Origin of the sequence: Blastomonas ursincola (genome assembly GCF_013607875.1) — a bacterium.
Taxonomy (GTDB): Bacteria; Pseudomonadota; Alphaproteobacteria; order Sphingomonadales; family Sphingomonadaceae; genus Blastomonas; species Blastomonas ursincola.
Window position 1 is genome coordinate 424,954 of record NZ_VDES01000001.1, and the last position, 18,539, is coordinate 443,492.

16 protein-coding genes are annotated in these 18,539 nt (G+C 66.2%); 9 read left to right on the top strand and 7 right to left on the bottom strand.

Annotated elements, in window-relative coordinates:
* The first annotated feature begins 31 nt into the window (after positions 1 to 31).
* Positions 32 to 1,414 carry a M20/M25/M40 family metallo-hydrolase gene (locus FG486_RS02025; protein WP_181266245.1) on the top strand — a complete coding sequence of 461 codons (1,383 nt, stop codon included), beginning with the start codon at positions 32 to 34 and terminating at the stop codon, positions 1,412 to 1,414.
* Positions 1,415 to 1,778: 364 nt separating this feature from the next.
* Positions 1,779 to 2,318: an RcnB family protein gene (locus tag FG486_RS02030; protein WP_181266246.1), complete on the top strand. Its 540-nt coding sequence runs from the start codon at positions 1,779 to 1,781 to the stop codon at positions 2,316 to 2,318.
* Positions 2,319 to 2,402: 84 nt separating this feature from the next.
* On the opposite strand, the gene FG486_RS02035 is transcribed toward FG486_RS02030, so the two are convergent.
* Entirely contained in the window at positions 2,403 to 2,891 is a 489-nt protein-coding gene (locus tag FG486_RS02035; protein WP_066283830.1) for an SH3 domain-containing protein, read from the bottom strand.
* A gap of 133 nt (positions 2,892 to 3,024) precedes the next feature.
* Between FG486_RS02035 and FG486_RS02040 the strand changes: the two genes are divergently transcribed.
* Positions 3,025 to 4,053, top strand: coding sequence for a 2-hydroxyacid dehydrogenase (locus FG486_RS02040; RefSeq protein ID WP_066283828.1), 1,029 nt, complete (start codon positions 3,025 to 3,027; stop codon positions 4,051 to 4,053).
* A gap of 117 nt (positions 4,054 to 4,170) precedes the next feature.
* Complete coding sequence (locus FG486_RS02045; RefSeq protein ID WP_181266247.1) at positions 4,171 to 5,517, top strand: ammonium transporter; 1,347 nt, start codon at positions 4,171 to 4,173, stop codon at positions 5,515 to 5,517.
* A 21-nt stretch (positions 5,518 to 5,538) separates the two neighbouring features.
* On the opposite strand, the gene lepA is transcribed toward FG486_RS02045, so the two are convergent.
* Entirely contained in the window at positions 5,539 to 7,344 is a 1,806-nt protein-coding gene (lepA, locus tag FG486_RS02050; RefSeq protein ID WP_066283823.1) for a translation elongation factor 4, read from the bottom strand.
* 104 nt (positions 7,345 to 7,448) lie between these two features.
* Here lepA and FG486_RS02055 point away from each other — a divergent pair, with 104 nt between their 5' ends.
* The 3 genes from FG486_RS02055 to FG486_RS02065 all read left to right on the top strand — a co-directional run bounded on the left by FG486_RS02055 (position 7,449) and on the right by FG486_RS02065 (position 11,156).
* Positions 7,449 to 8,285 (top strand): diacylglycerol kinase family protein, encoded by an 837-nt coding sequence (locus FG486_RS02055; RefSeq protein WP_181266248.1) that lies wholly within the window; start codon positions 7,449 to 7,451, stop codon positions 8,283 to 8,285.
* On the top strand, positions 8,282 to 9,013 hold the full coding sequence (locus tag FG486_RS02060) for a metallophosphoesterase family protein (protein ID WP_181266249.1): 732 nt from the start codon (positions 8,282 to 8,284) through the stop codon (positions 9,011 to 9,013). The genes FG486_RS02055 and FG486_RS02060 overlap by 4 nt, the downstream gene beginning before the upstream one ends.
* 91 nt (positions 9,014 to 9,104) lie before the next feature.
* A complete protein-coding gene (locus FG486_RS02065; RefSeq protein WP_181266250.1) occupies positions 9,105 to 11,156 on the top strand; it encodes a GMC family oxidoreductase N-terminal domain-containing protein in 2,052 nt (683 codons plus the stop codon).
* Positions 11,157 to 11,169: 13 nt separating this feature from the next.
* Here the strand turns inward: FG486_RS02065 and hrpB are convergent, their stop codons facing one another.
* From hrpB to FG486_RS02085, 4 genes are all read right to left on the bottom strand, one after another.
* Entirely contained in the window at positions 11,170 to 13,614 is a 2,445-nt protein-coding gene (gene hrpB, locus FG486_RS02070) for an ATP-dependent helicase HrpB (protein ID WP_181266251.1), read from the bottom strand.
* A 57-nt stretch (positions 13,615 to 13,671) separates the two neighbouring features.
* Complete coding sequence (locus FG486_RS02075) at positions 13,672 to 15,057, bottom strand: MATE family efflux transporter (RefSeq protein ID WP_181266830.1); 1,386 nt, start codon at positions 15,055 to 15,057, stop codon at positions 13,672 to 13,674.
* Between the two features lie 165 nt (positions 15,058 to 15,222).
* Positions 15,223 to 15,597: a hypothetical protein gene (locus FG486_RS02080; RefSeq protein WP_181266252.1), complete on the bottom strand. Its 375-nt coding sequence runs from the start codon at positions 15,595 to 15,597 to the stop codon at positions 15,223 to 15,225.
* Between the two features lie 3 nt (positions 15,598 to 15,600).
* The gene (locus tag FG486_RS02085; RefSeq protein WP_181266253.1) at positions 15,601 to 16,629 is read right to left on the bottom strand and encodes a polyprenyl synthetase family protein; all 1,029 of its coding nucleotides are present in this window, start codon (positions 16,627 to 16,629) and stop codon (positions 15,601 to 15,603) included.
* Between the two features lie 93 nt (positions 16,630 to 16,722).
* Here FG486_RS02085 and FG486_RS02090 point away from each other — a divergent pair, with 93 nt between their 5' ends.
* On the top strand, positions 16,723 to 17,010 hold the full coding sequence (locus FG486_RS02090) for a chorismate mutase (RefSeq protein ID WP_060977072.1): 288 nt from the start codon (positions 16,723 to 16,725) through the stop codon (positions 17,008 to 17,010).
* Positions 17,011 to 17,014: 4 nt separating this feature from the next.
* Here FG486_RS02090 and FG486_RS02095 read toward each other — a convergent pair whose 3' ends face one another.
* Positions 17,015 to 17,380, bottom strand: a complete 366-nt coding sequence (locus FG486_RS02095) for a hypothetical protein (protein WP_241695557.1) — start codon at positions 17,378 to 17,380, stop codon at positions 17,015 to 17,017.
* Positions 17,381 to 17,409: 29 nt separating this feature from the next.
* On the opposite strand from FG486_RS02095, the gene FG486_RS02100 reads away from it, so the two are divergent.
* Positions 17,410 to 18,531 carry a serine hydrolase domain-containing protein gene (locus FG486_RS02100; protein WP_241695558.1) on the top strand — a complete coding sequence of 374 codons (1,122 nt, stop codon included), beginning with the start codon at positions 17,410 to 17,412 and terminating at the stop codon, positions 18,529 to 18,531.
* Positions 18,532 to 18,539 lie beyond the last annotated feature (8 nt).

The window sequence follows — 18,539 nt, forward strand, 5'->3', positions numbered from 1 at the left end:
AAGCCGGAACGTGTGGTTAAGCCATCCGGCCATGACGAAACGCACCCTGCTGGCCCTGGCCGCCCTCGCCCTTCCCTTCCCTCTCGCAGCCCAGCACGATCCCGCCGCGATCCAGCAAAAGGCGCTCGGCGACGGCACCGCTTATTCCATCGTCGAGGATCTGACGACCGAGATCGGCCCGCGCCTTGCCGGGACGGAGCGCGAGGCGGCGGCGCGCGCCTGGGCAGTCGAGCGGCTCAAGGCCATGGGCTTTTCCAACGTGCGCATCGAACCTTTCGACATGAAGACCTGGGTGCGTGGCGAGGAAAGCGCCGAGGTGACCGCGCCCTACCCTGCAAAGATGCACATCACCGCGCTCGGCAATTCGGCCAGCACCGGCGACAAGGGGCTGGAGGCGGAAGTCGTCTATTTCCGCACGCTCGCCGATCTCCAGGCCGCGCCCGCGGGCAGCCTGAAGGGCAAGATCGCGTTCGTTAGCCACAAGATGACGCGGACGCAGAACGGCGCCAGCTATGGCCAGTTCGGCGGCGTGCGGCGCATCGGCCCCTCGCTGGCCTCGGAAAAGGGCGCTGCCGCGATCGTCATCCGTTCGGTCGGCACCGATTATCATCGCAATCCGCATACCGGCGGAACGAATTTCGGCGAGCGCGGCGTGCCCATCCCTTCGGCAGCGATCTCGATCCCCGACGCCGAGAATCTGGAGCGCATCATCGCACGCGCTGCCCGAAAGGGCGAGGCGGTGAAGATGAAGCTGGTGCTCACCCCGCGCCAGATCGGCACCACCCAATCGGGCAATGTCATCGCCGAGGTGCCGGGCAGCGATCCGCAAGCGGGCGTGATCCTGGTCGGCGGGCATCTCGACAGCTGGGATCTGGGCACCGGCGCGATCGATGACGGCGCTGGCGTCGCGATTACTGCGGCGGCGGCCAAGCTGATCATGGACGCAGGGACCCCTAAGCGCACCATCCGCGTCGTGTGGTTCGGCGCGGAAGAGGTCGGGCTGTTCGGCGGCATCGCCTATGCCAAGGCGCATGGCGCGGCGGACCATGTGCTCGCGATGGAATCGGATTTCGGCGCGGACCGCATCTGGCAGGTCGATTTCAAGCTGCCGCAAGGCACCGATGACCTCAAGACCCGCATCGCCAACGCGCTCGCGCCGCTCGGCATCGGGCGCAGCAACGATGTCGCAGGCGGTGGCCCCGATGTCGGCCCGACCGTGGCGCTGGGCGTCAACGCCATCGACTTGCAGCAGGACGGCACCGACTATTTCGACCTGCACCACACGCCCGACGACACGCTCGACAAGATCGACCCGAAAAAATTGCAACAGAATGTCGCAGCCTGGGCGACGGTGCTGAGCATCGTGGCGAACGACCCGGCGGATCTGCTGCCGAAGGGCAAGCCGGGGGACTGAGCACACCCACAGCTTACAACCTCCGCTCAGCCTGAGCCTGTCGAAGGCCCCGCATATTCGCTTCGCCTGGTTTTCCTTCACTCGTCACCCCCGCGAACGCGGGGGTCCCGCTTCAATTGGGCGCGATGCAGAAAGCGGGATTCCCGCTTTCGCGGGAATGACGATGTAAATTGCGAGAACATTGCGTCAGGCTTCTACAGCTCGGGCCGATTGGAATGGGTGGAGCCGGCTGGCACGTTACAACTTGCGACAAGATGACGCGAAAATGAGCGGCACATTCGCAACCCGTTCAGCCAGGGGCGCGTATTCCTGAACATGTCCAGAGCAGCCCCCCTCTGCTCAGGCCATGACAGGAGTAGACAAGATGAAGACCCTTTCGAAAGCCCTGATCGGGACCCTGATGCTGGCCACCACGCTGCCGGTCGCAACCGCCCCCGCCTTTGCCCAGTCGCGTGGCGAGGTCATCCGTTCCGAACGTGAACTGCGCCAGGAACAGCGTGAACTGCGCCGCGATCGCCGCGACGTGCAGGAAGCCCGCCGCTATGGCGACCGTCGCGATGTCCGCGAGGAACAGCGCGATCTGCGCGACCAGCGTCGCGACGTGCGCGATGCCCGCCGCGAATATCGCGAGGACCTGCGCGACTATCGCGACTATCGCGCCAGCAACCGCGCGGCGTTTCGCGGCCCCGCCTTCCGGTCGAACTTCCGCTATCAGCAGTTCCGCCCGGGCGTCCGCATCGCGCCGAACTATTATGGCCAACGCTTTGTCGTGAACAACTACCGCAACTATCGCCTGCCGAACCCCGGCGTGCGTCAGACCTGGGTGCGGCACTATAACGACATGCTGCTGGTCAACACCCGGACCGGCACCGTCGTCCGCGTGATCCCGAATTTCTACTGGTAACTGTCCTTTCGCCAGTAGGAAGCAAGTCCGCCCATCGTCCTGGGGACGGTGGGCGGGCCCACTTCTGACGAGCACATATTCGCATCAGGGTTCGCCCGCGCCCCAGATCTGGTCTTGCCTTACCCAGCCCGCGCGCTTGTCCACCGCGAATTCGCACCAGCCCTTTTCGCAATCGCCGAGTTCTCCGACCACGCCCGGCTCGGCGCGCCACAACAGCCTGGCATTGTCGCGCGGGGCAGACCGGATCGCGATGACCGACCCGGTCACGATCGCGGTGCGCTTGCGGCTCAGCATGTTCGAATGCATCCAGCCAGTCCAGCCCGACGGATCGACGATCTGACGCCACGCGCCATAACGCTTGATGACCTTGACCGGCAGATGCTTGCGCCGGAACACCCATTCGATCTGATAGGTCGCCATCGGGCCAGCGCGCGCAAAGGCCTCGTCCTTCTGGACCGACGCCCAATAGGGCACCTCGACCTCTGCCTGCGCGATTGCAGCATCATGACCAGCCGACAGCGACACGGCTGCCAGACCGGCCAGTATCAGTCCTGAAAACCATGGTGCACGCATCAAATATACCCCCGTCGGCCAGACTATAGCATCGCACCCGACGATCCTTCACCCCGAATCGCTTAAGCCAAAAAACCTGTGCCAAGCAAGTGCCGCAGCTTGACCTTTGGGGCGGTTGAGGCATAGCACAGCTATGCCATCCAGCCCCGCATCCAGGCCGTCTCAGCCGCCGCACGAACCGGGCAGCCGCCCGCGCGTGATCGTCACGCGAAAGCTCGCCCCCGCCGTCGAAGAGCGCATGGCCGAACTGTTCGATGTCACGCTCAATGCCGACGATCACGCCTTTACCCGCGACGAGCTGGCCGCTGCCATGGCAACCTGCGACGTGCTGGTGCCGACGGTCACCGATGCGCTCGATGCGGAGCTGATTGCGGGCGCAGGCGAAAAACTGAAACTGCTCGCCAATTTCGGCGCGGGCGTGGATCATATCGACCTGAAAGCCGCCCGCGCGCGCGGCATCATCATCACCAACACACCCGGCGTGTTCACCGACGATACTGCCGACATGACCATGGCGCTCATCCTCTCGGTGCCGCGCCGCCTCGCCGAGGGCGAGAAGCTGGTGCGGTCGGGCCAGTGGGAGGGCTGGAGTCCTTCGGGCATGCTCGGCCACCGCATCGGCGGCAAGCAGCTGGGCATTGTCGGCATGGGCCGGATCGGCCAGGCGGTGGCGCATCGCGCGCGCGGCTTCGGGCTCAATGTCGTCTATCACAACCGCCGCCGCCTGCCCGAAAGCCTAGAGCAGATGCTCGGCGCGACGTTCGAGCCCGATCTCGATGCGCTGATCTCTTCGTCCGATATCATCACCCTGCACTGCCCGCGCAGCCCCGAGACCCGCGGCATCATCGACGCACGCCGCATCGGCCTGATGAAGCCGAGCGCCTATCTGATCAACAGCGCGCGTGGCGAGCTGGTCGACGAGGCCGCGCTGATCGACGCGCTCGAGAATGGCAGAATCGCCGGAGCCGGGCTCGATGTCTATCCGCGCGAGCCACAGGTCGACGAACGGCTGCTCGCGCTGAAGAATGTCGTGCTGCTGCCACATGTCGGAAGCGCCACCTTCGAAGGCCGCGAGGTTGCCGGACACAAGGTCATCGCCAATATTCGCTTCTGGTTTGATGGGCATAGGCCCCCCGACCAGGTCCTCGAAGGCTGGATGTAAACCCTCCGTTCGCCGCAGAAATGCGCGCGCGTTAATCGATTATTTGCCAAACTGCGGCATGACGCGGCAGATAGGCTGTCCCGTTTCAGGACAGCACGGTTTGGGAAAGTCGAGAGCATGATCGCAAGGCTGGCGCGCATTTTCACCCTCGCTACGGCAGCGCTCGCCGCGCCCGCATGGGCCGCACCCGCATTGGTCGATCCCGCGACGCTCGATGTTTCCAATTCGGGCGATACCGCCTTCATGCTGATCTGCGGCGCGCTGCTGATGCTGTTCGCGGTGCCCGGCGTGCTGCTGATGCAGGCTGGGCGCGGCACCGCGCGCGCCGCGCAGGGTGTGTTCCTGCACGGTACCGCGATCGCCGCGCTTGTCTCGCTGCTCTGGGTCGTGGTCGGCTATACCCTGGCCTTTGGCGATCCCAGCGGCGGCGTGATCGGCGGCGGCAATGCCTGGATGCTGATCGCGCTCGGCAATGTCCGCTTCGGCACCGCCGTGCCCGAAAGCGCGTTCGTGCTGTTCCAGATCGCGGGAGCGATGCTCGCCGCGCTGCTCGTCGCAGGTGCCTGGGCCGGGCGCGGCCGCTTCGGCTGGGCTCTGGCGTTCGGCGGGATGTGGAGCCTGATCGTCTATGCACCCGTCGCGCACTGGATCTGGGGCGGCGGCTGGCTCTACGGATTTGGCGTGCTCGATTATGCCGGCGGCATCGCGCTGCATTTCTGCGCAGGCATTTCCGCCCTGGTGGCCGCCCTGGTCATCGGACGGCGCACCGGCTGGCCCGGCGCTGCTGCAGCGACGCACAATCCGGTCATGGTGCTTGCAGGCGGCGCGCTGCTGTTCATCGGCAATTTCGCGCTGACCGGAGGCTGGACGCTGGCGGCGACCGACGATGCCAGCAGCGCGATCATCAACGCGCATGTCGCCGCGTGCACCAGCGCGCTGGTCTGGCTGCTGATCGAGAAGCTGCGCACCCGCACCGTCAGCGCGATGGGCGCGGTCAACGGTCTGCTCGCAGGCCTTGCCGCGATCGCTCCGGCTTCGGGCCTGGTCTCGCCGGGTGCCGCGATCCTGATCGGCGTGATTGCCGCCCCGGCCTGCTATTTCGGCCTGCGCTTCGTCACCGAGACGCTGGCGATCGACGACAGCAACCACGCCTTCGCGCTGCACGGCATCGGCGGGCTGGTCGGCGCATTGCTGGTCGCGATCTTCATCAGCGATGCGTTCGGCGGCGTCGGCTATGGCGAGGGCGGAAGCATGATCAGCCAGCTGGTCGCCCAGCTGGTCGGACTGGCCGGTGTTGCGATGTGGTCGATCCTGGCCACGCTGATCATCAGCTATGGCGTGGCGATGGCCATCCCGATGCGGATCTCGCCTGCCGAAGAGGCAGGCGAAGCGCTCGCCGCACCCGTGGCGTCAGCCGAACCCGCCCCGCCCGCTGCAGAGCAGATCACCGCACCGCAGGGCTGAGCCCCGGCGCGGCGCGGACGCTCATTCCTCGCCCATCCGCAGCGCGGCGATGAACGCTTCCTGCGGGATGCTGACCGAACCATATTCGCGCATCCGCTTCTTGCCCTCTTTCTGCTTTTCCAGCAGCTTCTTCTTGCGGCTGATGTCGCCGCCATAGCATTTGGCGGTAACGTCCTTGCGCATCGCGGCGATCGTCTCGCGCGCGATCACCTTGCCGCCGATCGCGGCCTGGATCGGGATCTTGAACAGGTGGCGCGGGATCAGGTCCTTGAGCCGCTCGCACATGCCGCGCCCGCGCGTCTCGGCGCTGCCGCGGTGCACGATCATGCTCAGCGCATCGACGGGCTCTGCATTGACCATGATCGACATCTTGACGAGATCGCCCTCGCGATAGCCGATCTGGTGATAGTCGAACGACGCATAGCCGCGCGAGATCGACTTCAGCCGGTCGTAGAAATCGAACACCACCTCGTTGAGCGGCAGCTCGTAGGTCACCTGCGCGCGACCGCCGACATAGGTCAGGTTCTTCTGCAGCCCGCGCCGGTCCTGGCAGAGCTTGAGGATGCTGCCGAGATATTCGTCGGGACAATAGATCACCGCCTCGATCCACGGCTCCTGGATCTCGTCGATCTTGGTCGGATCGGGCATGTCGGCCGGATTATGCAGCTCGATCTCGCCATTCCCGTGCGTCAGCTTGATCTTGTACACCACCGACGGCGCGGTGGTGATGAGGTCGAGATCGTACTCGCGGGTCAGCCGCTCCTGGATGATCTCGAGGTGCAGCAGGCCCAGGAACCCGCAGCGGAAGCCGAAGCCCAAAGCCGCGCTCGATTCCATCTCGAAGCTGAACGAGGCGTCGTTGAGGCGCAGCTTGGAGATGCTGTCGCGCAGCTTGTCGAAGTCGTTGGCATCGACCGGGAACAGCCCGCAGAACACCACCGGCTGCACTTCCTTGAAGCCGGGCAGCGGCGCGGGCGCGGGGTTCTTGACCGTGGTGATGGTATCGCCGACGCGGGTCTGGCTGATGTCCTTGATCTGCGCGGTGATGAAGCCGATCTCGCCCGCCGCCAGTTCGGGCAGGTTCTCGATCTTGGGCCGCATGCAGCCGACGCGGTCGACCAGATGCTCGGTGCCGCCGGCCATGAACTTGATCTGCTGGCCCTTCTTGATCACGCCGTTGACGACGCGGACCAGGATGACGACGCCGAGATACGGATCGTACCAGCTGTCGACCAGCATCGCCTCGAGCGGTGCGTCGCGGTCGCCCTTGGGCGCGGGGATTTTCTGGACGATCTGCTCGAGAATCTCCTCGATGCCGATGCCCGACTTGGCGCTGGCCAGCACCGCTTCCGACGCGTCGAGGCCGATAATGTCCTCAATCTCCTTCTTCACCTTCTCGGGTTCGGCGGCAGGCAGGTCGATCTTGTTGATGACGGGCAGGATTTCGTGGTCGTGCTCGATCGACTGGTAGACGTTCGCCAGCGTCTGCGCTTCCACGCCCTGCGCGGCATCGACGACGAGCAGCGCGCCCTCGCACGCGGCGAGCGAGCGCGAGACCTCATAGGCGAAGTCGACATGGCCCGGCGTGTCCATCAGATTCAGCTCGTAAAGCTGGCCGTCCTTGGCGGTGTAGTTGAGCCGCACCGTCTGCGCCTTGATGGTGATGCCGCGCTCTTTCTCGATATCCATGTTGTCGAGCACCTGGGCCGACATCTCGCGTTCGGAAAGCCCGCCGGTCCATTGGATCAGCCGGTCGGCAAGCGTCGATTTGCCATGGTCGATATGCGCGATGATGGAGAAATTGCGGATGTGCTTGAGGTCGGTCATGGCGCGCGATTAGCAGGGGTGCGCGCACCTGTCAGCAGGGAATAGAGCGCCCGGAAAATCGACGTGGAACAAGAACCAAATCCGCACTGGCGCGTAGGCCGCGCATGACCAAGACCTGGCTTATCGTGAACGAGGCGAGCGGCAGCTATGACGCCGCCGTGATCGCCGACATCGTTACCTGGTTCGCCGAGAGCGACCATCCGGTGGACTGCATCGTCCGCTGCCCCGACGAAGACCTGCCAACGCCTGACAAGCTCGACCGCGAAGGCGTTGAAACGCTGGCCATCTATGCGGGCGACGGCACCACCAACAGCGCGCTGAAACAGGCGGCAGGCTGGGACGGCGACGTGTTGATCCTGCCCGGCGGCACGATGAACCTGCTCGCCCGCGCGCTGCACGGCGACCAGCCCTGCCGATCGATCATCGCCGAGGCGGCGCGCAACCGGCGCACGACGAAGCTGAACACGGTCGAGATCGGCGAGAGCATCGCCTATGTCGGGGTGATCGCCGGGCCGACCACCAGCTGGGCCAGGGTGCGCGAGAATGCCCGCCATACCGAGCTTGCGGATCTCGTGTTCAACGCCATCCCTGCGGCGATATCCGAGAGCCTGGGCGGACCGCAGGTCGGCATCCAAGGCGACGAGCGACGCTTCCCCGCGATCTTTGCGGCGCCGCGCGACAGCAGCATGGCGCTGTGCGGCTTTACCGCCTCTTCCGTCGGTGAAGTGCTCAGCCATGCCAGCGCCTGGCTGGGCGGCGATTTCCGTGAAGGGCCGCGCGAGGATCTGGGCAGCGCGCGCAGCGCAACGCTGGTCAGCGAGGCAGAGACGATCGGCCTTCTAATCGATGGCGAGCCCGCCGAAGCCAAACCTGGCGATACCCTCGCCCTCGGTCAGGCCCCGCACAATTTCATCGAAACCCGCGCGCCTGCTGCCCCATGACGCTGTTGTTCCACGCCAGCGACCTGCATTTCGGCGCCGAGGACAGCGCCGCGCTCGCCTGGTTCAAGCAGGTCGTCGCCGACCAGCAGCCCGAGATCGTCATCATCACCGGCGATCTGACGATGCGCGCACGCTCGGCCGAATTCGCCGCCGCGCAGGCCTGGCTCGCCGATCTGGGTCGGCCCGTCCTGATCGAGCCGGGCAATCACGACCTGCCCTATTTCAACCCGGTCCGCCGGATCTGGCGGCCTTATGGCCGCGTGATGCGGCTGCAGGAGCAATTGCACGAGGGCGTCACGCTCGATCACGTCCATCTGGTGTCGCTGCGCACCACTGCGAGGGTGCAATGGCGGTTCAACTGGTCCAAGGGCCGGGTCGGCAAGCGCGCGCTGCATCAGGCGCTCCAGGCGCTGGGTAATCCGGGCCACCATGCAAAGCTGCGCATCGTGCTGGCGCACCATCCGCTGATCGAGGCTGAAACGCAGAGCAGCGGACGCACCACCGGCGGTCGCGCCGCACTCGAAGCGATAGCCGCTGCAGGCGCGGATGCGGTGCTGTCCGGCCATGTGCATGATCCGTTCGACCTGAATGTCGAAACGCAGGCAGGCGCGATCCGTCTGATCGGCGCTGGCACATTGTCCGAGCGGGTTCGCGCGACCCGGCCGTCGTTCAACCGACTGACGGTGGCGGATGGAAAGCTCGACGCGCAGGTCTGCGCGATGGACTGACCCTGCGGATTAACACCGCTTAATCCTACGGTTTCTTACAATTCGCGGGCTCGCTGCTACCCTATCCTCGGGACAAGGGGGGATTCGCGCGATGAGAAGGAAACCGTTCAATCCGTTCGAGGCGGCGATCTGGAAGCGGCTGGCGGAAACCATGCTGGTCGAACCCGCCCAGATGGCGATCTCACCGCAGCAGGTGGTCGACAATCTCCAGGGCATATTCGGCAATATCGAGGGCAACACGCCGCGCGATACCGCGCTGTCGGTCATCGCGACCTGGATCGTGCTGGGTGGCCCCTTCTGGCATTTTGCGCCGCGCTCGTTCCGCATCTGGCGGATCGAGCGGCGGCTGAAGAACAGCCGTATCGACCTGTTCCAGGACATGGCCCGCATCCGCGGCATTGTTTATGCGGGCTATTACGGCCACTGGATCGACCAGGACGACGCCAATGTCAGCGACGCGGCTGCCGAGGATGCCAACCGCGCCAACCCGGTGTTCAACGCGATCGGCTTCACCCTGCCCCGCCACCGTACGCGCGCGGGCACACCCGACGATCCCGAAATCGCCGAATATACCGGTAACGACCTGCCCTATACGGTGTTCGTGGGCGAGGATGCGATCCCCGACAGCGTCGAGTTGGTAGTGATCGGATCGGGCGCGGGCGGCGCGGTCGCCGCATCGAACCTCGCCGATCAGGGCTATGAGGTGCTGGTAGTCGAGGCTGGCCCCTATCTCCCCAGCGCGCGGATGACGCCCAACGAGGCGCACATGTCATCATCGCTGTTCAAGGACGGCGCGATCCAGACCACGCGCAACCGCGACATCATCGTCTTCCAGGGGCGCACGGTGGGCGGCTCGACCGTCGTCAACAACGGCATATGCCTGCGCCTGGCGCGCGAGGGCGAGACGCACCCCGATGCGCATGACGTGCTTGCGCACTGGCGCAGCATCGGCGCGCCGATCGACGAAGATGCGCTGGAGGCCGCCTATTGCCGGGTCGAGACGCGGCTGGGCGTGCACGAGATCGACCGGCGGCTGGGGCGCAACAACGGCACGCGGCTGCTACACGGCTGGGATGCCTATGCTTCGGGCTCGTCCGACCCGCTCGATGCGCGCGCGGTCACCGGATGGTTCCGCAAGAACTGGGGCCAGAAGACCGAGCCCAATGCCTGCGTGTCGTGCGGCTATTGCAACACCGGCTGCCCCTATGGCCGCAAGAAGGCGATGCCCGAGAGCTTCCTGCGCCATGCCACGCTGCACGCGCCCCGGAAGGCACGCATCCTGGCGCATGCCGCCGTATCGCATATCGGCTGGTCCGGTCTTGACGATCAGGGCCGCAAGGTGGCGTCCTCGGTGCAGGTGATGCTGCCCGATGGCCGGGCGAAGACGATCCGTGTTACCAAAGGCGTCGTGGTCGCCGCAGGGACGATCGCATCGAGCAACATCCTCTCGGCGAGCGGCATCGAGGGGACCGGCAAGGGCATCTCGCTCAACATCGCCTGCCCGGTCCCCGCGCTGATGCCGGGTCCGGTCTACGCCTGGGACGAGGACCAGATGGCGACCTTTGTCGACCGCGCCGATTTCCTGATCGAGAGCCATTTTCAGCCGCCCATGAGCATGGCCTCGCTGGTCCCCGGCTGGTTCGACGAGCATTTCCGCCGGATGCTCAATTATAACCGGCTCGCCTCGGCGGGCGTGCTGTTCCCGGCGGACCGGCGCGGCACGATCAGGAAGGGCAAGCTCGGCTTCGAGCTCGAACAGAGCGACCTTGCCGTGCTGCGCCGCGCGCTCGCGACGCTGACCAAGGTGCATTTCCGTGGTGGCGCGGAGGAGGTTTATCCGGCGCTGCTGCATGGCGAGACGCTCTCGCGCGGCATGAGCGATGCCGAGATCGACCGGTTCTTCGAGGAGCATATCGAGGAGCCCGACGATGTGGTGCTCTCCTCGAGCCATCCGCATGGCGGCAACGCGATCAACGCCGATCCGCGCAAGGGCGTGGTCGATCTCGACCAGCGGGTCCACGGCGTAGCCAACGTGCTGGTCACCGATGCGAGCGTGATGCCGAGCTGCATCCGCGTCAACGCGCAGCTCACCACGATGGCGATGTCGGACCGGGTCACGCACGGAAAGCGCGTTTTCGGCTGACTGGGTTAGTGCGTCAGAGCCCCTGGCGCTTCTTTGTGGCAAGGCTCGCGGTCGCCTCCCAAGGCGCATCGGGCCAGTGGTGGCGCGGATAGCGGCCGCGCATGTCCTTGGCGACATCGCGCCAGCTGCCCCGCCAGAAGCCGGGCAGATCGCGCGTTGTCTGGATCGGGCGTCCCGCCGGTGAGGTGAGCGACAGGACCAGCGGGATGCGGTTGCGCCCCACGACGGGATGCTCGTCCAGCCCGTACAGCGCCTGCACCCGCAGTTCGACCGTGGGGCCTGCGCTCGCGGCATAATCGATCGGGTGGCGCGTGCCTGCGGGGCTGGTAAATTCGGCGGGCGCGGTCCGCTCGATCGCCTGCATCGCGTCCCAGCCCGCCAGGCCCTGCAACGCATTGTGGAGATCGCCGGCGCTCAGCCCGCTCAGCGAACGCTTGCCCGTCAGCAGCGGCGCGAGCCAGTCCTCCAGCGTTGCGAGCAGATGCGCCTCGTCCAGCGCCTCGACCCCGGCGAACGCGGCGCGCTGGCGCAGCGCGAGCGCCTTGTCGCCCCAGTCGAGCAGCGCCAGGCCATGATCGCGCACCCCTTGCAGCAGCGCCGCCAGCACCGCATCGGCATCGGGCGCGGGATCGGGCGCGCTCGCCAGCCGGATCGCGCCCAGCCGCCGCTCGAGCCGCGCCTCGACGCGTCTGCTATCGGCCACGAAATCGCAACGGCTCACGCGTTCGATCCGGTCCGCGAGATGCGTCTCGACCTCCGCCGGGTCGAGCGCAAAGGCGCTGAGGATGCGCGCATCCGCCGCCTTGCCCTGAGCCTCGCCGATCGCCAGCCAGGACGCGGTGATCAGCGGCGAGGCTGGATCGAGCCGGAAGCTGCGCCCGCCCGCGCTCGCCCAGGTCTCGCCCGCACCATCGCGGCGCTTCGCCACCCGGTCGGGATAGGCGAAGGCCAGCAGCACCGCTGGCGGCAGATCGCGCGGCGTGCCCGCCCCCACCTGCCGCTCGGCCAGTTTCGCCCAGCGTTCGGCGAGCTTGCGCGACTTGGCCGCACGCTCGCCCCGGTCGCTGCGCCAGCGATTGAGGCGCGTATCGAGATCGTCGCCCTGCCCGCCCAGCCCGCGCTCCTGCAGCAGCAGCGCGATCTCCGCCGCCTGCATCGCGGACCCGGCCTGTGCGCCCTTCAGCAGCATCGCCGCCAGATGCGGCGGCAGCGGCAATGCGGCGATCGATCGCCCGAGCGGGGTGATTGCGCCGCCCGTATCAACTGCCCCCAGCGCGACCAGCCGCTTGCGCGCCTCAGCCAGCAGCGGCGCGGGCGGCGGATCGAGCCAGTTCAATCGGGTGGGGTCGCTCTCGCCCCAGGCGGCGCATTGCAGCACCAGCGGGGCCAGGTCGCTGTCGAGAATCTCGGGCGGATCGAACGGCGGCAGGCCGCCGGTCGCGGCCTCTTCCCACAGGCGATAGGCGACGCCCGGTCCCTGGCGTGCGGCGCGGCCCGCGCGCTGCGTGGCGGCGGCCTGGCTCGCGCGCTCGGTCACCAGCCGGGTGGTGGCGGCGAGCGGATCATAGCGCGCGCGCCGGGCAAGGCCGCTATCGACGACGATGCGCACACCATCGATGGTCAGGCTGGTCTCGGCAATGCTGGTCGCCAGGATGACCTTGCGCCGCCCATCGGGATCGCTGCGGATCGCGGCGCGCTGCTCGGCCGGGGTCAGCGTGCCGTGCAGCGGCAGCACGGCGATGCCGCTGTCCAGACTCTCCAGCCGCTCGGCGGTGCGCGCGATCTCCGCGACGCCCGGCAGAAAGGCGAGCACATCGCCCTGCGCCTCGTCGCGCAGCGCGGTGCGGATCGCCTGCGCCATGCCATCCTCGATCCGCTGTTCGCCGCGGCGGCCGAGATAGCGCAACTCGAGCGGATGCGAGCGGCCCTCGCTCTCGATCACCGGCGCGCCCTGCATCAGCGCGGCGAAACGTGCGCCGTCGAGCGTGGCCGACATGGCGAGCAGCCGCAGATCGGGCCGGAAAGCGCCCTGCGCCTCGAGCGCGAGCGCGAGGCCGAAATCGCTGTCGAGGCTGCGTTCGTGCACCTCGTCGAACAGCACCGCCGACACGCCCGCAAGTTCGGGATCGGCCTGGATGCGGTTGACGAAAATCCCCTCGGTCAGCACGAGCACGCGGGTGGCGGCGCTCGTCTTGCTGTCCATGCGGGTCGAATAGCCGATCGTCTGACCCACCGGCTCGCCCGCAAGCTCTGCCATGCGCTCGGCCGCGGCGCGCGCGGCCAGGCGGCGCGGCGAGAGCAGCAGCACCTGGCCGGTGCACCAGGGCTGGTCGAGCAGTGCCGGGGCGACGGTTGTAGTTTTGCCCGCGCCAGGCGGCGCGACGAGCACCGCGTTGGGGCCGCTGCCAAGCGCGCTCAGCAGGTTGGGCAGGACGGAATATATGGGCAGCTCAGCCATGGCGCACCGCCTTATCCCTTTGTCCCCAACGCCTCAACCGACTGGCAAGCCCGGAGGTCAGGCGTAAACTCCGAGCCCGAAACGCTGCCGGAGCGCCCAGCGACCGACCATGAGCACGGATACGACCGCCAGTCCCGCAGCCAGGCCGATCCACACGCCGACGCCATCCCAGCCCAGGCGGAAGGCGAAGAACCACGCGGTGCCCATGCCGACCACCCAGTAACCGAACGCGGCAAACAGCATAGGCCAGCGCGTGTCCTGCAGCCCGCGCAGCACCCCTGCCCCGACCGCCTGAACGGCATCGACCAGCTGGAAGATCGCGGCGACCAGCAGGAAGCTCAGCGCCAGCGCAAAAGCGGGTGCGGCGCTCGCGTCTGCCGGATCGATGAACAGGCCGACCAACGCGCCCGGAATCAGCGCCATGATCGCCGACATCAGACACGCCGCGAGCACGCCGAGCCCCAGCGCCGCCCAGCCCGCCCGCGCCGCAGCCTGGGCGTCGCGTGCACCATGGTGCAGTCCGACACGCACAGTCGCGGCCTGCGACAGGCTAAACGGCACCATGAAGGCGAACGAGGCGATCTGGATCGCCACGGCATGCGCGGCGAGCGAATCGCGGCTGATCAGCCCCATGAGGAAGGCAGCGGAGCTGAAGATCGCAACCTCGAAGGCGAAGGTCACCGCGATCGGAAGGCCCAGCTTGAACAGCGCGCGGTAGCGGCCCCAATCGGCGACCCAGAATCGGCCGAACAGACGGTACCGCCGGAAAGCGCGCACCTGTGTCACGACCAGCGCCATCACCGCAAACAGGGTGCAATTGGCGATCAGATTGGCGATAGCCGCGCCCTCCAGCCCGAGTTCGGGAAAGCCCAGATTGCCGAAGACCAGCGCCCAGCAGGCGACCAGATTCATAACCACGCCACACAGCGTCACGAACACGCCCCAGATCGGTCGCTCGAGCGCGGACACGTACATGCGCAGCACGAACTGCAGCAGCCAGGGCAGCAGCCCCCACATCGCAATGCGCATGAACTGCCCGGCATCGCGCGCCAGATCGGGCTGCTGGCCCATCAGCAGGAACAATGCTTCTGCATGCCATAACAGCGCCCAGATCGGCAGGCAGACCGTCAGCGCGACCCACATGCCCTGGCGCACCGTGCGGCGGATATCGCGTACCGAGTGCTTGCGCCGCCCGCGCTCGGCCGCGATCATCGGCGAAGCTGCGGTCATCAACCCCATGCCGAAGGTGCCACAGGCGAAGTAGAGATTCACCGCCAGCGCCGCCGCCGCCAGCGCCTGCACATCATAGCGCCCCAGGATGATGACCTCGGTCGTATGGATCGCCATCTGCGCGAGATTGCCCAGCACCAACGGCCCCGCGAGCAGCAGCAGCGCGCGGATTTCGGCAGAGAGGCTATCCGGTCGCGGCTTGGCTGATGGCATAGAAGATGGATCGACGGTCAGCACCGCGCTAGCTTTCCCGTCCTGTCGGAATTCAAATTCGGGCCGATTAACGCTGGCTCTGGCGCTGCCAGTAATAGCCGCCAACCAACGCGGCAATGGTAATCACATTACCGACGATGGCGATGGCGAGAAACAGGTCCTGCATCATGATACGAATTTCTCACATTTTCTGAGCACTTGCAACTGTCGCGCAGCCAGTGCCCGGCCTTCTACCTCGGTGAGATAGGGCGTCGGCCTCTCGTCTGCCAGAAAAACATAGGCCTGCTGACAGACCATCGCCTGTCTGCTGGCAGCATTCCCCTCGCCCGATCCGAGATAGCCGAAAATCGCCGCTCCGATCACGCCCAGCAAGGTTGTTACCGCGCCGAACAAAGCGATCGGGTTCCAAGAATTTCCGGAATGCGAACTGCGCTCAAGATCGCGTTTCAGCTCGTCAAGTTGCGCGAGCAGCTCCCGGTTTTGCGCCTCGAGTTCTTCCAGCCGTCGTCCCTGCGGGGTTCGGGCCGGAGTGTCGTTCACGACCTAATATCCCCGCGCGATCGCGAATTCGACTGTTTCGATCAGCGCCGCCTTGGCCTTGCTGCTCGGGAAGCCGGCGATCGCGTCGATGGCGCGCTGGCCGAAATGGCGGGCGCGGTCGAGTGTCAGGTCAATGGCATTGTGCTGGCGCAGCAACTGGGTCGCATGTGCCAGGTCCTCGTCCGACGTGCGATGGCCGATGATCGCCGCTTCCCAGAACTTGCGCTCTTCCGGGGAGCCGTGCGCATAGGCGAGGATGACGGGCAGCGTCACCTTGCCGTCGCGGAAATCGTCGCCCACGCCCTTGCCCATGGTCGCCGCATCCGAAACATAGTCGATCGCATCGTCGACCAGCTGGAAGGCAATGCCGAGGTTGCGGCCATAGGCATCGAGCGCCAGTTCGACCTGCTCGTCGCGCTCAGCCACCACGGCGGCGATGCGGCAGGCGGCGGCAAACAGCGCGGCGGTCTTGGCGCCGATGATCGCCAGATAGCGCTCTTCGCTGGTCTCGATCTGGCGCTGCGCGGTCAGCTGATCGACCTCGCCCTCGGCGATGATCGCCGATGCGCCCGACAGGATCTTGAGCACCTTGAGCGAGCCGTCCTCGACCATCAGCTCGAACGAGCGGCTGAACAGGAAATCGCCGACCAGCACGGTGGCGGGGTTGCCGAACACCAGGTTCGCGGTCTTCTTGCCTCGGCGCAGATCGGAGCCGTCGACGACATCGTCGTGCAGCAGCGTTGCGGTGTGAATGAACTCCACCGCCGCCGCCAGCTTATGATGGCGGGTGCCGGGATAATCGAGCAACCGCGCGCAGGCGAGCGTCAGCATCGGCCGCATCCGCTTGCCGCCGCCAGCGATCAGATGCCCGGCAAGCTCGGGAATCAGGGGAATTTGCGATTGCATCCGGTCCAGGATGACGCTGTTTACCGAATTGAGATCCTGCGCCACCAGCGCCATGATCGGATCGAGGCTGGGAGCGGCGGTGGACACGCCCGCAGGGCGGCCAATCGGATGAACAGTCGCGGTCATGGGTTGCGATGTGGCAATCCGCATGGCTTAAGGCAAGCGCAAAGCGCAACCGCTACCAAGGCATCGCGCGATTCTCGCGAGGGTATCTACATTATGGCGCAAGACCCGGTACTGGCCGCATTCAGGCAGAGCATCGACAATATCGACGCGGCGCTGATCTTCATGCTGGCCGAGCGCTTCAAGATCACCAAGGCGGTGGGTGAGTACAAGGCGAAGACCGATCTGCCGCCAGCCGATCCGCGCCGCGAGGAAGAGCAGATCGCGCGGATGAAGCGGCTCGCGGTCGATGCCGATCTGGACCCTGATTTTTCGGAGAAGTTTCTGCGTTTCGTGATCGACGAGGTCATTCGCCACCACGAAAAGCTGCGCGATCAGGCCTGACGGTTCAGCGAATCGCCTCGCGCTCCTTGGGCGTCATCAGCACGCAGCCCCAGCCTTCGCGATATTCCGCGCTTTCTGCGGCCATCAGCGGCACCGTGGCATCGATCCGCTTGGCGTCCGCTGCTTCGCTGAGGCTCACAACCTCCATGCCCGGCTCCAGATCCTTCTCGCAATCGCCCAGCTCGCGCCCGCCGATATAGCGGCACGAACAGACGACGCGCGCCGAATAGGCGGCGCCCGTCTGGCTATAGGCTCTGAGGGCGGGCCAGTACCAGGCCAGTGCCGCGAGCGCGATCGCCAGCAGCGCCAGCGCCACCCATTTCAGCCTGCCATGCCTGCCCGGCATCGCGCCCATTTTCCCAGTTGCCATCGGTCCCCGCCTGATTGATGGAGGCGGGCATGAAGCACCGCATCCTTCTCGCCCTTGCCGCAACCGGCCTTCTCGGCGCAACCGCTTTCGGACTTTATGGCATCGAAGGCCGGGCTGCGGACAGCGGCGAGACGATGATCGTCGATGTGCCCGGCGTACCCACTGCCGCGCTCAATGCAGAGATCGACAAGCTGTTCAACGAGGACGAGTTTGCCGAAACCCGCGCGCTGGTCATCATGCGCGGCGGCGAAATCGTCGCGGAACGCTATGCGCCGGGCTATGATCGCGGAACCCGGTTCATCAGCTGGTCTATGGCCAAGAGCGTCACCGCGGTGCTGGTCGGGTTGATGGTCGCGGACGGGCGGCTCGCACTCGACGCCCCTGCCCCGGTGCCCGACTGGCAGCGCCCCGGCGACCCGCGCGGCGCGATCACGCTCAGGCACCTGCTGCACATGTCTTCCGGCCTGCAGCATAGCGAGGCAGGCGATCCGCCCTATGACTCGGACGAGGTGCGGATGCTGTTCCTCGACGGGCGCGACAATATGGTGCGCTATGCCGAGGGCCAGCCGCTCGAGGCTGAGCCGGGATCGAAGTTCGAATATTCGACGAACACCAGCGTCATCCTGTCCGACATCATCACCCGCCAGCTGACCGACAGCAAGGACCCGGATGTGCGCCGCCGCGCGATGCTTGAATATATGCGCGGGCGGCTGATCGAACCGCTGGGCATGGCCTCGATGGTGCCCGAATTCGACGCCTCCGGCACGTTGATCGGCGGATCGATCATCCAGGCCAATGCCCGCGACTGGGCGAAATTCGGCGAGTTCCTGCGCAACAAGGGCTCGATTGCCGGCAACCAGTTCCTTACGCGCGGCTGGGTCGATTTCATGCTCACCAGCTCACCCAACGACCCGGCCTATGGCGGGCATATCTGGCTCAACAAGCCGCGTGCGGCTGGCCTTAAAAAGGTCCTCTATCCCGATCTGCTGCCAGGCGATGTCTTTGCCGCGCAGGGACATCTGGGCCAGTTCGTCATCGTCAGCCCCAGCCAGAAGCTCACGCTTGTCCGGCTGGGCAAGACGCAGGATGATGTTCTCGACCCGGTGAAGGAGCAGCTCGGACGAATCCTGGCGCTCTTTCCCAGGGACTAGGCCAGGGC

Excerpts from the sequence above, each read along its gene's own strand:
- FG486_RS02025 (WP_181266245.1), top strand. The coding sequence starts at position 32 with ATGACGAAACGCACCCTGCTGGCCCTGGCCGCCCTCGCCCTTCCCTTC.
- FG486_RS02030 (WP_181266246.1), top strand. The coding sequence starts at position 1,779 with ATGAAGACCCTTTCGAAAGCCCTGATCGGGACCCTGATGCTGGCCACC.
- FG486_RS02035 (WP_066283830.1), bottom strand. The coding sequence starts at position 2,891 with ATGCGTGCACCATGGTTTTCAGGACTGATACTGGCCGGTCTGGCAGCC.
- FG486_RS02040 (WP_066283828.1), top strand. The coding sequence starts at position 3,025 with ATGCCATCCAGCCCCGCATCCAGGCCGTCTCAGCCGCCGCACGAACCG.
- FG486_RS02045 (WP_181266247.1), top strand. The coding sequence starts at position 4,171 with ATGATCGCAAGGCTGGCGCGCATTTTCACCCTCGCTACGGCAGCGCTC.
- lepA (WP_066283823.1), bottom strand. The coding sequence starts at position 7,344 with ATGACCGACCTCAAGCACATCCGCAATTTCTCCATCATCGCGCATATC.
- FG486_RS02055 (WP_181266248.1), top strand. The coding sequence starts at position 7,449 with ATGACCAAGACCTGGCTTATCGTGAACGAGGCGAGCGGCAGCTATGAC.
- FG486_RS02060 (WP_181266249.1), top strand. The coding sequence starts at position 8,282 with ATGACGCTGTTGTTCCACGCCAGCGACCTGCATTTCGGCGCCGAGGAC.
- FG486_RS02065 (WP_181266250.1), top strand. The coding sequence starts at position 9,105 with ATGAGAAGGAAACCGTTCAATCCGTTCGAGGCGGCGATCTGGAAGCGG.
- hrpB (WP_181266251.1), bottom strand. The coding sequence starts at position 13,614 with ATGGCTGAGCTGCCCATATATTCCGTCCTGCCCAACCTGCTGAGCGCG.
- FG486_RS02075 (WP_181266830.1), bottom strand. The coding sequence starts at position 15,057 with ATGCCATCAGCCAAGCCGCGACCGGATAGCCTCTCTGCCGAAATCCGC.
- FG486_RS02085 (WP_181266253.1), bottom strand. The coding sequence starts at position 16,629 with ATGACCGCGACTGTTCATCCGATTGGCCGCCCTGCGGGCGTGTCCACC.
- FG486_RS02090 (WP_060977072.1), top strand. The coding sequence starts at position 16,723 with ATGGCGCAAGACCCGGTACTGGCCGCATTCAGGCAGAGCATCGACAAT.
- FG486_RS02095 (WP_241695557.1), bottom strand. The coding sequence starts at position 17,380 with ATGGCAACTGGGAAAATGGGCGCGATGCCGGGCAGGCATGGCAGGCTG.
- FG486_RS02100 (WP_241695558.1), top strand. The coding sequence starts at position 17,410 with ATGAAGCACCGCATCCTTCTCGCCCTTGCCGCAACCGGCCTTCTCGGC.